12 protein-coding genes are annotated in these 14371 nt (G+C 51.2%); 7 read left to right on the forward strand and 5 right to left on the reverse strand.

The genetic code is table 11. The annotated features are described in order from the left end of the window. Positions 1-275 precede the first annotated feature (275 nt). From J2W55_RS07375 to J2W55_RS07405, 7 genes are all read left to right on the forward strand, one after another. Complete coding sequence (locus J2W55_RS07375) at positions 276-1298, forward strand: sensor histidine kinase (RefSeq protein WP_310093698.1); 1023 nt, start codon at positions 276-278, stop codon at positions 1296-1298. Further along, positions 1295-2074 (forward strand): LytR/AlgR family response regulator transcription factor, encoded by a 780-nt coding sequence (locus J2W55_RS07380; protein WP_310093700.1) that lies wholly within the window; start codon positions 1295-1297, stop codon positions 2072-2074. The genes J2W55_RS07375 and J2W55_RS07380 overlap by 4 nt, the downstream gene beginning before the upstream one ends. A gap of 96 nt (positions 2075-2170) precedes the next feature. After that, a complete protein-coding gene (locus J2W55_RS07385; RefSeq protein WP_310093702.1) occupies positions 2171-2986 on the forward strand; it encodes a sterol desaturase family protein in 816 nt (271 codons plus the stop codon). Between the two features lie 56 nt (positions 2987-3042). Beyond that, the gene (locus J2W55_RS07390; protein ID WP_310093704.1) at positions 3043-3276 is read left to right on the forward strand and encodes a hypothetical protein; all 234 of its coding nucleotides are present in this window, start codon (positions 3043-3045) and stop codon (positions 3274-3276) included. A gap of 60 nt (positions 3277-3336) precedes the next feature. Beyond that, complete coding sequence (locus J2W55_RS07395; protein WP_310093706.1) at positions 3337-4059, forward strand: hypothetical protein; 723 nt, start codon at positions 3337-3339, stop codon at positions 4057-4059. A 10-nt stretch (positions 4060-4069) separates the two neighbouring features. Then, entirely contained in the window at positions 4070-4456 is a 387-nt protein-coding gene (locus tag J2W55_RS07400) for a DUF4890 domain-containing protein (protein ID WP_310093707.1), read from the forward strand. Between the two features lie 9 nt (positions 4457-4465). Continuing rightward, on the forward strand, positions 4466-5536 hold the full coding sequence (locus J2W55_RS07405; protein WP_310093709.1) for a serine hydrolase domain-containing protein: 1071 nt from the start codon (positions 4466-4468) through the stop codon (positions 5534-5536). Between the two features lie 66 nt (positions 5537-5602). Here J2W55_RS07405 and J2W55_RS07410 read toward each other — a convergent pair whose 3' ends face one another. The 5 genes from J2W55_RS07410 to J2W55_RS25745 form a co-directional block, all read right to left on the reverse strand. Continuing rightward, the gene (locus J2W55_RS07410; protein ID WP_310093711.1) at positions 5603-5911 is read right to left on the reverse strand and encodes a hypothetical protein; all 309 of its coding nucleotides are present in this window, start codon (positions 5909-5911) and stop codon (positions 5603-5605) included. A 133-nt stretch (positions 5912-6044) separates the two neighbouring features. Further along, the gene (locus J2W55_RS07415) at positions 6045-7739 is read right to left on the reverse strand and encodes a hypothetical protein (RefSeq protein ID WP_310093715.1); all 1695 of its coding nucleotides are present in this window, start codon (positions 7737-7739) and stop codon (positions 6045-6047) included. 127 nt (positions 7740-7866) lie between these two features. After that, positions 7867-12984: an AAA family ATPase gene (locus tag J2W55_RS07420; RefSeq protein WP_310093717.1), complete on the reverse strand. Its 5118-nt coding sequence runs from the start codon at positions 12982-12984 to the stop codon at positions 7867-7869. Further along, positions 12981-14021 (reverse strand): ComEC/Rec2 family competence protein, encoded by a 1041-nt coding sequence (locus J2W55_RS07425; protein ID WP_310093720.1) that lies wholly within the window; start codon positions 14019-14021, stop codon positions 12981-12983. Before J2W55_RS07425 ends, J2W55_RS07420 begins: the two co-directional genes overlap by 4 nt. A 44-nt stretch (positions 14022-14065) precedes the next feature. Next, the gene (locus tag J2W55_RS25745; protein ID WP_374726362.1) at positions 14066-14332 is read right to left on the reverse strand and encodes an Lrp/AsnC family transcriptional regulator; all 267 of its coding nucleotides are present in this window, start codon (positions 14330-14332) and stop codon (positions 14066-14068) included. Positions 14333-14371: the final 39 nt, after the last annotated feature.

A 14371-nucleotide genomic window follows, 5' to 3' on the forward strand; every position in this document is an offset into this window, starting at 1 on the left:
GATGAACCGTAGTCCCTCTTTGTTTACCCACTCTGAAATAGGAAATCCTTCCTCCCTAACTTTTAACGTTTCATCTCACCCGGTTTAAATGGGGTTTAGGCGCGGTGATCCACGCCACGCTCTGTCAGGTGTCCCGTCTTCATTTTCCCGTTTTGTTCTGATGTGATTGCTTCAATCGTATTTACCATGATGTTTAATTAAATTTCGCCTTCCTATATTTCAGCTTCACCGGGAAACCTTTAATTATTGAATAAATATTAAATTAGCTTTATACCATGGATAGAACTGAAAACCGTATTTGCTGGTATAGTTCGCTTTTAATTGCCCTGATGATAAATTCGCCAAGGTTATTGGCTTTGCGCGAAAATGGAATAATTGCCCGCTACTGGCACTTTAGTTTAGGCGAATGGAGTTTCCAGGTATTATTTAACCTGGCATTTTGCTGGCTGCTTTTTTTTCTTAACCTGAATAACAGAAGCCGCTTTGCTATATATCGCAATCAAAAAAAATATGGTCTCTATATCCTGTACAATAGCGCAATAGTGTTAACATGCATCATTGCGGGCAGCGCAATACAACGTGTTTGTTTTGGCTACAAAGGACCGCCGGGGATATTGGGAAGTGGTTATTTTGCACGCTTTGTGCTAAGCGCTGTCCTAACAGGCATCATCATTAAAATTATACTCTTAATGCGTGAGAGTAAAAAAAAGGATTTAGAGAACCAGCAGTTAAAGAGCGCCTATATGGTTGCCGAACTGGAATTGCTGAAAGAACAAATGAACCCACACTTTTTATTCAATTCTCTTAGCAGTCTTTCGGGGGTGATCAGAGAGGATCCTGAAATGGCCCAAAAATACATAAGAGAATTATCCAACGTGTTTAGATACGCCATTACTCAACCAAAAGCTAACCTGGTGACTGTTGAAGCAGAACTGTCTATGCTGCGTTCATTTGCACAACTAATCAATCTGCGGCTGGAAGGCGCCTTTCAACTGGACATACAGGTATGTGAGCCCTATTTGTTATACAAACTCCCTCACCTGTCCCTACAGCCCCTGCTTGAAAATGCCGTAAAACATAACGCAGCTACCCTCTTGAAACCATTAAAAGTGGTTATGGATATACAACAGGAGCGTTTGGTGATCAGTAATAACATTTGGCATATCCGGCAGCCGGAGAGCAGCAATGGCATAGGACTGGCAAACCTGAACGAGCGCTTTAAAATAATGATGCAGCAGGAAATTGAAATTATAAATACCGGTGAACTGTTTATTGTTAAACTACCCCTGAAAGCATGAATACACTGCGAATTGTAATTGTAGAGGATGAAGCAGCTACCGCACGCAATCTTGCGCATTTATTGCGCTGTGCTGATGATGGTATAACTATAATAACCGCACTAAGCTCTGTTACCGATGCGGTGAATTGGTTTAACCTGAATCCCGATGCGTATGACCTATTGTTTATGGATATCCGCCTGGCTGATGGTGTATCGTTTGATATATTTAAAAAGGCAGTGATTTCGAGGCCGGTCATATTTGTAACTGCCTATAACAATTACGCTATACAGGCCTTTAAAAATAATGGCATAGATTATATACTCAAACCGTTTGATGAGCAGGAGATACAAACGGCCCTGCAAAAATACAAATGCCTTTTTTTATCCGGACAAAAAGCTCCTGGCACCTTACAGATAGGGCTGCTGCTTGAACAGATAAACCAGCTTACGCGGTCATACAAAAAAACATTCCTGGTACATTTTCGGGAAAAACTGGTCCCTGTTGAAACGGTTAAGATCGCCTGGTTTTATACCGCTAATGAAATCGTTTATGGCCACACAACCGACGACCGGCAGTATATTATGGAATATACCATGGAACAGTTGGAGCAACAGCTTGACCCGCATCTGTTTTTCAGGGCCAACAGGCAATTTATTATTAATCGTTACACCATAGCTGAAGTTGATTTTTATTTCAACGGCCGTCTTTCCATAAAAGTTAAGCCAGAACCACCCGAGCGTATATTAATCAGCAAGGCGCGGGTGCCCGAATTTAAGAGCTGGATGAACAGTTAATACACTTTAGCCTTAACTTTTCCAGTTTCACCGGGTTTTGCCGGCCTTCTCCTCATTTTCTTAGTCACTTTTATATCGTGATTAAAAACTAAGAAAATGAAACATCAAATTGGTCCTTACAGAATTTACATATTATTGTTCCTGCTGGTACTGGTAACCGTCGAGATCATCTGGAGCTGGAAAAAAGAACGCGGGGTTTACGAGCTTAAAGAAACCGTTGCCAATTTAACTGTATTTGCGGGCTTTCAGTTTTCCAAATACCTGTTTGCAGGTTATCAACTGGCCATACTGGGCTTTTTTTCGGGCCTTAGCCCCCTGAAATTGCCGCGTAACGGCTGGATATTTTTACTGACTTTCTTCACCGCCGATTTTATATATTACTGGTTTCACCGTATATCCCATAGCTGGAAACCCCTGTGGGCCTTCCACCTTATTCATCACTCGGCCATGCATATGAACCTTACTGCGGCTTACCGGCTCAACTGGTTCTCGGCAACCGTAAGCCCTTTGTTTTTTATACCGGCTGCGTTACTGGGTATGCCTCCGGATTTTATTGTAATCTCTTACGTGCTTAACCTGGCTTACCAGTTCTTTATGCATACCGAAGCTGTGGGCACGCTTGGCATTATTGAAAAGGTGGTGGATACCCCATCATCACACCGGGTGCACCATGGCAGCAACCCTATTTATATCGATAAAAACTTCGGTGGCGTACTGATCATCTGGGACAGGTTGTTCAAAACCTATCAACCCGAAACAGAGCCGGTGAACTATGGATTAACAACGGGCTTTTTAAGTCATAACCCCTTTAAGCTGGTATTTCAGGGGTTTATAGATTGGTTTAAGCCAGCAAGTTCACCCCTAAGCAAAGATAGTTCAACGCCGCATTTGGAAGCGTCATCCCCAAAGTAAAAACTCTGCCTATTGCTTATTGTCAAAGCTACATCAGTTAATTAAAAACAAAGAATATGAAAAAGATCATCTTAATCCTGAGCCTGTCCTTTGCAGGCATCCTGAACGCCGGTGCGCAAACAAGAGTAGTTGTCCGTACACCAGCCCGCCGAGTGGTAGTTACCCGCAGGCCGGTAGTAGTGCCTGTAAGACCGATAGTTGTAGCACCCGTAAGAAGAGTTGTAATACGGCCGGCCGCGGTGGTCGTGGCCCGTCCCGTGGTAAAACGACGTGTTGTTGTTTATCGTTAAGCTCATCCATTTTTAGAATCCATTAATATTAAACATAACCAAACTATAAATATTACGATCATGAAAAACACATTAAAAAGCAGATCAATCTTATTTAGTTTAATGATAGCGGCAGGCCTTATCTCATCATGCAAAAAGGACGCATCAACCCAAACCGATGCGACCATAACCGAGGCTGATGCTGTCGAACTGGCAACAAATGCCATTGTACCGGCCAGTGGCGGCCTTGCGCTGCAGGTAAACAGTTCTGTTACCCTATACAAAACCGTTACCCTGCAATGCGGCATCGAAAAAGACTCGGCGATAATGCGGTCGAGTGTCAGTGGGGTCAGTCCGTCATATAGCTATGCTTTAAACTGGAACTACTTGTTAAATTGTTCAGGAGTTGTCCCCAGCCAGCTTTCCTTTAACTTTTCGGGCAGCAGTAAATATGATGGTCCACGCATGTCGTCAGATGATAAAAGTACCGGTGGCTTCGTATTAGCAGGGCTTGCCTCCACCTCGCCGGCCTATGTATTAAATACCACGTATAACCGTACAGGCAGTCAAACATCAAAAATTGGCCGTCGGTATATATTCAACAGCAACCTCATTATTAAATCAACAGACATCACTATCGACAAAAACAGCCTTAAAATCTTGTCTGGAACAGGGACCGTGACCATAAGCGGGGCTTCATCATCCGGCAAAAGTTTTAACTTTAATGGTACGTTAACATTTAACGGTGATAACAAAGCTACACTGGTTTTAAACAGCGGGGCATCCCACATTATTCAATGGTAAAATTTAAACTATGAAAAAGATAAAATGCAGTACGATGATGGCTATAGCCATTCTTTTTTTTACGCAGGCAGCTATTGCACAACAAGCTACCGACCTCAAAAACAAAACGCCCGAGCAAAGGGCTGCGTTTCAAACTTCGATGATGAAAAGCAAACTGAACCTCGATTCGGACCAGGTTTCAAAAGTACATGTCATCAACCTGAAGTATGCACAAAAATTTGAACCCATTTTTAAAAGCGATGACAGCCGGTTCTCGCGTTTCAGGCAGGCCAAAACCTTACAAAAGGCTAAAGACGCGGAGCTAAAAACGGTATTCACGGCCAGTCAGTATAAGCAATACCAGGACTTTGAGGCCGATATGAAAGAAAAGCTGAAAGAAAAAATGGCCGGCAATTAATTGATCATCATGAAAATTAAAATAATCATCGTGGTAACCATCCTTTCCGTTACTTACGGAAAGGCCCGGGCACAACAAGCGTTTAAAAATATTGATGCCTGGCTAAGTGAACATACGCATGAAATGGGCGGCAGGGCTATTTTACTGGTATACAAGGATGGTAAGGTTATTTATAACCATAGTGTAAATGACATGAGCATGAAGCAAAAGTTTGTTCAAAGGATGGTTGCCAAAAAGCAGGGTAAAGCAGCTGATCTGGATGATTACAACATGGCATCGCGGCAGGCCATCGCCAGTTGCAGCAAATGGCTGAGCGCTGCGCTGGTTATGACTTTTGTGGATGAGGGCAAGCTAAAGCTAAGTGATACGGTTGGCAAATATTTGCCCGTGCTTTCGCAGCATGGCAAAGGCCGTATCACTATTGCCCAATGCCTGTCGCATCTTACAGCCATTAAGGCGGCGCCGTTAAAACAAAACCTGCAGGAGATGAAAAATATCAGTTCCATGGACCAGGCCATTCAGGATATTGCGATATTGCCCATGGAGGGCGAGCCAGGGAAAGTTTTTCACTACAGTAATGCGGGTTTGCAGATAGCCGGCGCCGTTTTGGAAAAAATAAGCGGTAAAAGCTTTGAAACCTTATTTGCGGAACGGATAGCCCGGCCATTGAGTATGCAGAATACCGATTTTGGCAAAAGGAAAGTAGCGCTTCCAGCAGGTGGTGCGGTCAGCACACCACAGGATTACCTGAACTTTTTAGTGATGATATTAAACAAGGGCACCTTTAATGGAAAAAGGATACTGAGCGAAGCCAGTATTACCCAAATGGAGGCAAACCGCATTACTTCAGATGTAAAAGTAGCATATTCGCCTGCCAAAGCAGCCAATTTCGGATATGGCTATGGTGAGTGGATAATGGGAACTCAAACTGTAAGCAGTCCGGGCCTGTTCGGTAGTTATCCCTGGGTTGACATGCATAAAAAATATGCAGCCTTCTTGATGACCTTTTACCTGAAAAGCGACGGTCGGCAGGAACGCTACCTGGAGTTAAAAAAACTGGTTGACGAGGCGCTTCAGTAGCCCGGTAGGAAAATGGGAATATTTGACTATCTGGTGGTGATAATATCGGTCAGCTACGAACCGCGATTAGAGGACCATCGTGAGCAGATACCTTGTCGCAAATAAGATAACAGTGACATCATCGCCGACATTTTCCTGGTAGGCTGCTATCCGTGACAGGAGGTCCCGCCGTTCTTCCCTAGTGAAAGTTTGTGCGAAATCCCGCAGAATGTTTACCTGGTTGCCAGCCATTCCACCCGGACCATTGAGTTCATTATTAATGGCGCTGCAGATCCGTACGATCATCTCGGGCGCTAAACCGCTGATCAGGTCGCAATAGCGCTCATTACCTTCAGGGAAAAGATCTTTATAACCAGGCACATTGCTTGTTTTCATGAAGTAAAGTTAAATAATACGGATAGCAGATTTTTGGCACCCCGCTAATACCTATTTAATAATTCATAATCAGGAAGGATACTAGGTAGGCCAAAGGCTGTTGGGCAATAACAGTTTCCGATGGCATCGCTATTTATTGCAGCGGTTTATCGATTGGTCCAAAATGCCCGGAATTGATAAGCTTTTTAAAGATCTGGATGTTCTGTGTCAGTTCATCCTTCGGGCGACCTTTGACCTTATTGGCATATTCTGCAAATGAAATATGCTGCTCATAATACAAAAATGGCCCGCCAAAACGTAAGTAATCTTTTTGTTTTCCACGAATATGTGCCTGATAACCGCGTATTAACGCTAAAAAATTGGTCGGATCCTCCGTGAAATAACCAAATTGTTCCAATATTGTATTGATCCCGATCATCACCAGTGGTTTTATGGTAAAACTGAATCCAGGCTCCTCCGCCAAATACTCTTCAAATATATTTTTAACCAGTGAGTTGACGCAAATAACATCCAGAGCCTGATCTGAATAGATGATCACCGGGTAAACATTCAGTTTCTTTAAAGCGCCAATCTTAAGTTTGGCGAGCGCATCGGCCTTCGAATTTTCGAGAAGGCGGAGTTGACGGGCCAGTTGGAATGCGCCTTTGGCGCCACCTTTCTCATCCTTTGGCTTCGCATAATTGGAAATGATGAAATCCCGGAAGCGTTGGACGTCAAAACCTTCGCTGGTGAGCGGATTCAGGTCCGCCATTTTTATTTCCAGGATGATCAGATCCTTTTGATTGGGCCGGATCCACAAATCTTCATAAGGTGGACAATCAATAACAACATGGTGCTTTTTGTTGTAAAGAGCTTTCATTAAATTTCCGACAAGAAAGCGTTCGAAGTAATCTTTGCCGATGGTGCTTCTGAAAATATTGAACTGTCTGCCCACATCCCCGTGGTTCAGGGATGAGTTAAAAAAGATCGTCCAAAACACGCCCTGGTCAAGGAGATAACGGAAATAACTGAAATCGATGACCGCATAGTTGTTTTCATCCAACTCATAGAAAGGTTTTGGTATGATGTCTTTGTGAATAGACAACTGGTCACGGTTGGCCGACTTATCAAAACTGAAGAGCTCCAGCGCCTGCGGGGGAACCTGGTCGCGTTGAAATATATATTGCCCGGTACGCTCATTGCCCAGTACACCCTGCAGCAGCCGCAAAAAGGTACTGGCGAAGTTCCAGAATTGGCCGAGTCCCAATTGCTTTTGAAAAGATGCCATGATCTGCCGGCCTTCCGGCGTGCTATCGAAATAGCGATTGATCAGCAGGAACTTGATCGGCACAGTATAAAACAAAGCATTAAAATCACGGATGTAGACCTGCTGCCGCAAAGCGATCTGCCATAGTCCCTCATAGCTTTCCAGTTGAGTACCGTCCGTGTCATAAACGATCTTATTATAAATCAAGATCGTGTCAAACACATTCCGGTTAAACAATTTCAGGTCGATCTCAGGTCCCTCGGCAGCCCGGAAATTTAAGAGGCTTTCCTTGATCAGGTAGGAAATGGACTGCGCAGCGAAGATCACTTGATGTTCATGAGATAACAGTTGGTCCACCGTCCTTTGGTAGTCGACGGTCGAAGCCTGCGGTTTCAAAAAGACATGCTCAAATATCTTTATCGCCTGACTGCGGCTATCTGGCTCGTGGAAAAGTATAACATTGATCTTGGCCAAATAGGCGATAATGAGATCCGTTGGATAGAGCCGCAACATTGCAAATGGATCCTGAGGTAAAGGTTTTCCGTAAGCAGTCGTATAGTCAACAACACCAATAGGCTTCATCTCCCGAAGATAAAAAGCCAGCTAGTCATTTTTATCATTGTTAACAAATAATTGGAGTATTAAAACGGCAATAAGCCATTCGCAATTTCCAGGTACCTGTCCGACTTACCGGCGAAATCTCACCCCATTAATTGACCGAAAGCAGGTCGTCACGGATCACAAAGGCCGTAGCGGAACTTGCATCGATCAGTCGGTCTAAGATATGCGCCAGGCTGCTGCGCAGGACATAGTTCCCTTTGACCGTCTGCCGAATACCACGGTTATAATAGGTATTGATGATAAGTTTTTCGGTCAGAAAGACCGCCTTTTCCTCGGCGAGGTCTTTATTCCGGATTAGCTCGCTGTACCATTCCAGTGCTTCAGGCATCAGGTGGTCAAAGCCGATCCCGGAGAGCAGGCGGGCCGTCTCCTCGACATCGCTGAGCGTACCGATCAGGTCTTTGAAGAAACCCTGGTGACCTGCCAGGCCGGGCCAGGTCTGGTTCAGCCGCAGCCCGCTGTTGAAGAGCAGCAAAGCATCAAAAGCCCGTGTCGGCATCACCTTTCTCTGGGCGGCCATGAACTGCCAGATCGCCCAAAACGCATGAGGATAGGCCCCGGAAAGATCGAGTGCCCAAAGCATTTCTTTCAGCGTCATTTTGATCAATTCCACGCGCGGGTCGTTATAATACTTCGGCTGACTTGTCCCGTGGAACACTTCATTCCATAATTTGGTAAAGGTGGCCAGCGCCCCGGCTGACGGCTGATGCAGCAGGAAAGCTGCCAGCGCTTTGGTAAAATGCTGCTGCAGCTCATAAGGAATCTTCTCCTGTCCGTGGTCGGTATCGCGGTGGATCTGGCCGGCCATAAAAGTGATCATAAATTCCAGAAAGGGCGCCGTCACATCGGCATGGCCGCTGACCGGCAGCAGACTGAAGGCATCGGTCAGCGGCTGGATGGCCGCCGGTGCTACAGTTGCCGGGAAGACCAACGTCTGCTCGCCTTCGAGCACGTCTTCGGCGATGGCATTCGCTTGCGCATTGAAAACTTCCAGCCACTGGTCGCTGGCGGTCTGCGCCTGCGCCTCGATCTTCGCCTGGTAGCGCTCGCGGCCCAGCAGCAGGGTCCCGAGCTTGTCCGCCCAGCGCTGGCGCAGGCGTCCCCATTTCGACCGGCGCTGGGCGCTGCGGTAATAGTAAGCGGGCTGATAATGGCGGATGCGCTGGTACAGGTGGGCAATGCCAGCGTAGCGCACCAGCCCGGCGATGATGGCCAGGGCGAAACCGGGGTCAACCGGCCAAATCACCGCGCGGAACCGGTCGAACAAAACCTCCCGCTGCAGGTCATTATGGATATAGATCAGTCCGGCAAACAGCAGACCCCGGGCTTGCTGCCGCGTCTCCCCATCGGTGTGAACCGCCAAGGCAACCAGCGCCCAGAGGGCAGGTTCAGGATCAAAGGCGCTGTAGCTTTTGTCCTGATGATCGGGAAAAGCCTGGTGGCTGGACTGGATCTCGGCGGCGGCGATGTAAAAGATCTTTTCGATACACCAATCCTTTTCGGCCGCGCTGAGCTGGTCGAAATAATCCCGGATGCCGATCGCTGCGGTGATGCCCGGGTAAACGAAGAGCCGGGTCGTATCCGTCTGGGCCCTCAGGCGCGAGACCACCCGGTAATGTTCCTGCCAGGCGGCGTAGCCATCTGCGTCTACGGTTTCGTTCTGCCATTTCCGCAAGTTCCAGTCCCCAGAGCGCCGCACGGGCTGCAGTTCGGCCTGTTGCTGGCGGGCTTCTTCGACCACGGGTTCCAGGTCGGGATCGATCTTCGGCTGCACCAGTTTGCCTTGCGGCAGCTCGGCCAGCACCTCCGCATCCCGCAGGTCCATTTGCGCCAGCAGGAGCCGCCATTGGGTATCCTCTGGTCTGGCGGCAACCTTCATCCGGTCCAGCAGCGCATAGACCGCGGCTTGCAGCCCGGAATCGTTCAGGCGCTGCACAAAGATGTGCAAGGGGATGCGGTGCTGCGGTTGGCCATCGGCCCGTTTCACCTCCTGTTTGATATAGTCGGGCACATCGTAGCCGCCCGGCCTCTGCCCGCGTTCGCTCACCTGTCGGTTCAGGTCCCAGTTGTATAGTTCCGCAAACTCCAGCACCGGCAGCACGAGATCGGCCAGCAGGTCGGGATAAGCCTTGGCAGCGCTGACCACCACCGCACTGACCGCGATGGAGTGGCTGCGCCGCAGCAATTGATCCGCCTGGTTACGCACGAGCTTCCGCGCCATTTTCCGGGTTTCGGCGTCCATTTCCGCATCGGTAGCCATTTCCGCCCAGTCAAGCAACCATTTCTCCAGCGTCATCAGCAGGGCGGTCAGCAGGTAAGGCGTAGCGATATACCGGCCGCGGTACTGGTTCCACAGCGAGCGGCTGGCCTTTTGGGTCACGGTCTGCCCATCCGCGAAGACCAAGGTCAGTTCGCGCCGCTGGTCATCCGGCCACATTGAACTTTCCCGCTGGAGGTAATCGGACGCGAACATCGTTTCGGCGAAATGGTCGAACACTTCCAGCAGGAAAGCCAGCGCCTGGCGCGGGTGGTTGTTCAGCAGGTGCCAAGCCGGAGTCTGGTAAGCGCAGGGCGGGCTATGCCGGTCACCGAACTTTTCCGTAACCCCGAACTGCTCTTCGGTACTTTCCTGGCGAACGTAGGGCAGCAACCGGCTCCGGCGGCCCGCCTGTTCCAGCTCTTCGGCGCTCGGCCGGCGGTAAAACCAGGAGCGCCGGGCCAGCGCAATGATCTTGTCCGGAAATAGTTTCACCAGCTGCAGGCTGTGCTCAAAGCTGAGCGCTTTTTTGCCCATATCGTCCAGCAGGCCACTGATTTTATAGCTTTCCCGCGCTGTTCGCGCCAGCAGCAGGTCGAGCAGTTCGCCCACCTGGTTCGGGATCAGCGCGGCGGTCCGGTAAAGCAGTTCTATGCCTTTCTTGTCGTCCCTTTCCTTGGGCGCCTCAAAATCCTCATCATCGTAATGCGCCAGGAAATAGCGGAAATACTGATATTGGATACGTGCCGCGCTCGCGGCTTCGGGCGGTAGTTCGGCGACCAGTTGCAGGGTTTTCTGCCACTGGCGGACCACGGGAATAATCTGTGCATAGGAAGGCGCGAGTTCATCGAGGTGCTGCTCAATAAAATAGAGCAGGTTCGCCCAGCCGTCCCCGTAAGGCCGCAGGTAATGGTTATGATAGATATAATTTTGTTCATCGGAATCCAGCAGCGGTACGAGGCGAAGGTCCGGGGTCTGGCAGGCCACCCGCAGCAACAGCGCGCAGCGGCGGAACAATTGGTGACCGTCCGCCAGCAGCAGATCCTGGTGGGTGGCGAGGAACCGCTGGCTGTAGGGCGACTGCATGATAGCGATCAGGATTTCATCCTGCCATTGGCGGCCGATGGCCGGGTCGTGCAGACTCCGGCTAATCAGGTCGCTGATATTGTAGTCGGCCAGGTGCAGTTCTTCGGCGATCCACAGGCGAAAGGCCCGGCGCATGGCCGGCGCTTCGCCGATATGGGCATAAAAATCCTGGATGGTCGCTGAAATTATATGCTGCCGGAAAGCCGCCTCGATGAGCCGCGTTAGCGCCCAATCCTCGTAAATATCGTGCGCCGGTGCCACAAAGGCAGGCCGGACGGGATCGGCCTCAAGCAGTTCATCCCGAACGAGTTCGGCCAGGGTCGCCGCGTCTACGCCGGTCACGGCCACATAAGGGGTTAGCGCCGTAGCGCGCTGACGCGCAGCTTCGGTAAAGGTCCGGGGGCGCCGTTCGCGGTCGTGGGCAAGGGGGCGCGTGGCGGCCTGCTCGATGAGCTGCTCCCACATCAGGGTTTTAAAGGCGCGTTCGCTGGTGATGCCGTTAAAGGCCGCGGCCTTGATCCGCGTCGCCTTATCGATATTGAACGGGATTTCCAGAATCCTTTTGAGCGAGGGCTGCGCCAGCAGCGGCACCAGGAAAGGGAAGACATTGGTCAACTGGCTGAGTTCCGGCTCGCTCAGCGCGGTCACCTCCAGGTCGCCGTAGCGGCTGTATTGTTGCAGGAAGCGGAGTTTGAGCTGGTCAAGGGCATAGCTCCGCGTGGTCAGCACCAGGCGCAGGTCCCGCCGCTCGCGCAGTAGGCTGAAAAGGTCGATGACGGTGTCGGCATTGGTGGTCTCCAGCAGCTTTTCGATGCTGTCCACCAGCAGGATCTTTTGCGCGGGCAGGGCCGGGCTGTCCAGCAGCTTTTCAACGGCTGTGCGGATACCGAAAGGCGCATCGCTGAAGATCGCCTTGATGCTGGGCCGGTCCAGCTGCTCGCCCTGCAGCGCGATCAGCGCCGTATCGCTGCTTTCCGTCAGGGCGGCCTTGACCAGGGCCGATTTGCCCATCCCGGGTCGTCCGTAAACGATCGTGAGTTTATGCGCAGCCAGCAGTCCCCGGAGGTTTTCTCCAAGCACTGAACGTTCGAGCCGGATACCGCCGCAATCGGTCTGGATCCGGCGCAGTACGCGCGCTGTATTTTGCTGTAATTGGGCCAGGTCGTCCAGAATCACGGTATCCGTTTCCATGGTTGGCAGCGCCAGTTCCGGCAGCCCGTTACGGCCCAGCAAGATGTTGACGAAGCTACAGCGCATGGCTTTGATGCGCCGGGTCAGTTCATCGTAGCCCAGGAAGATGGCAGCGATGCCGGCAGCGCCGCGGACCTCCAGGTACACGGGGCCGCCAGAATAACCTTCGACCAGGTCAGCCGCATCATGGTTTTCCGTCAGGGGGTCGCTCACCTCCAGCTGCAGTTCGTCGGGATATTCCCGGTCGCCGAGCAAGCGGCATTGGTAAAGACTGAGCCGGTGCCGGTTTTCCGTGGCTTTGGGATAACCGGAGGTAACGGCGTCCTGTTCCTGGCCGCCCAGGCTGATCAGCCGCGGGCCGGGCTGACTGCTGATCGCGGCCGGCAGGGCGCTGCGGGGAACGATCAGGATGGCCAAGTCTTCGGTCTCCAGGTTATCGCCGATCAGCAGGCCGTCGCTTGCGGTCAGCGTATAAGGTTCCGCCTGCTGGTGGAAGACCAGGCTGATGCCTGTCTTTTCGGCCAGCGGCAGGTGGTCTTGTTCGCGCAGCAGATGCAGGGCGGTCAGGACGTATGCCTGGTCCGGCGCGTGTTCGGGCAATACGATCAGACCGGTGCCCAAACCGCCTTCTGCGGTCCGCACCTGGAGGATAAATGGATCGATAGGGTTCATAAGCTTAGGCTAATATACTTCTGGCCCGCCGGCGGGAAGATCAGTTCCAGGTCTTGGAGCGGCTGATCGACCGCGAGGATCGAGCGGGTGAATCTATTGTCATGGGTCAGGTAGACCTGTAGCTGCTGTCCGGGGTAACAGGCGCGCAGGCGCGCCAGCAGCCGTTTGTTGGGTAGGTTGTGCTTGATGCCGTTGGCATTGATCACGAACCGCCGGCAGTCGATCAGGCGTAGCAGCTCGGCGCTCGTATTGGCTTCGCTGCCGTGGTGGGCCAGCTGCAGGTGATCGAGTACCAGTCGCCGGTCGTCGGCATCTGCGTAGCCTAGCGCTTTTAATTGCGCAACAAGTACCTCGGGGTGACTGTCACCAGTCAACAGCACGCGCTTGCCGCGGTAATCCAGCAAGCAGGCGATGGATGAGCCGTTAAAAACGTTGGGGTCGGTACCCTGGGTATCGGGATCGAACGCTTCCAGCCGGATGCCATAGTCGCTTTGGCGGGCGGATTTTTGCTGGCGTGCAGTGCGGCTTTCCTCTTCCAGCTGCCATTGAGCGGCCAGTTGTTCGAGCTTCGCCGCCGTGGGCGACAGCAGCGTGAACTGCAATTCGCCGATGGCCGCCGGCCGGCTGTCGGTGGTCAGCTGCTCGCTGAGCCGGCTATTGGCCCGGAGGTAGTCGCGCAGACGGATGGCCTGGCCGACACTTTTCTTCTCCCGATTGCCTAGCCGTAAGCCGGGGTCCGGCTCGCAGTAGTTGAACCAGATCTCGGTATGATCCAGCGGCAGTTGGTTACGCAGCGGCGTATCACTGAGGAAGCGCAACAGGCCGCCAATGTGATCGTCGTCGATGTGGGTGATGATCCAGCGGTCGATGCTTTCGCCGCGGGCGGCGATCGCTTCCATTTCCTGGCGCAGTGTACCCGGGTAATCGCCGCGTTCGCTGCCGCTGTCGACGAGGATATGCTGGTCCCGGCCGCCCGGACCCGGCAATAAAATATGAATGGCGTCGGCACAGCCTACGGAAAGATAGCGAAGCTCCATAGCTGTTAAATTTACGGAATTTCCGTCGAAGACAGCCTAGCTGTTTATAAACTGAACGGTCCGTAATTTTTGCACTCCTTCATCACAAAATTGCTTTTCACCCGGGTGATATTCACATGGACAGTGATCTTCTCCATCACGAAAGGATGGTAATGCTGAGAGCTGGGCGCGCTGACGTGGAGGATAATATTCCGGTCGCCGGGGACCAGCGAACAGATCTGGACCTGCGGCATGGCGGTGACCAATTCCTCAAAAGCTTCGAGTACGGCTGTGGTTTGTTTAGCCAGTAAGACATGGAGCAGGACCGGCACGGGCTAACCGATCTTTTCCCGGTTCAGCAGTTATCGAAC

Source organism: Mucilaginibacter pocheonensis, assembly GCF_031456535.1.
Lineage (GTDB): Bacteria > Bacteroidota > Bacteroidia > Sphingobacteriales > Sphingobacteriaceae > Mucilaginibacter > Mucilaginibacter pocheonensis.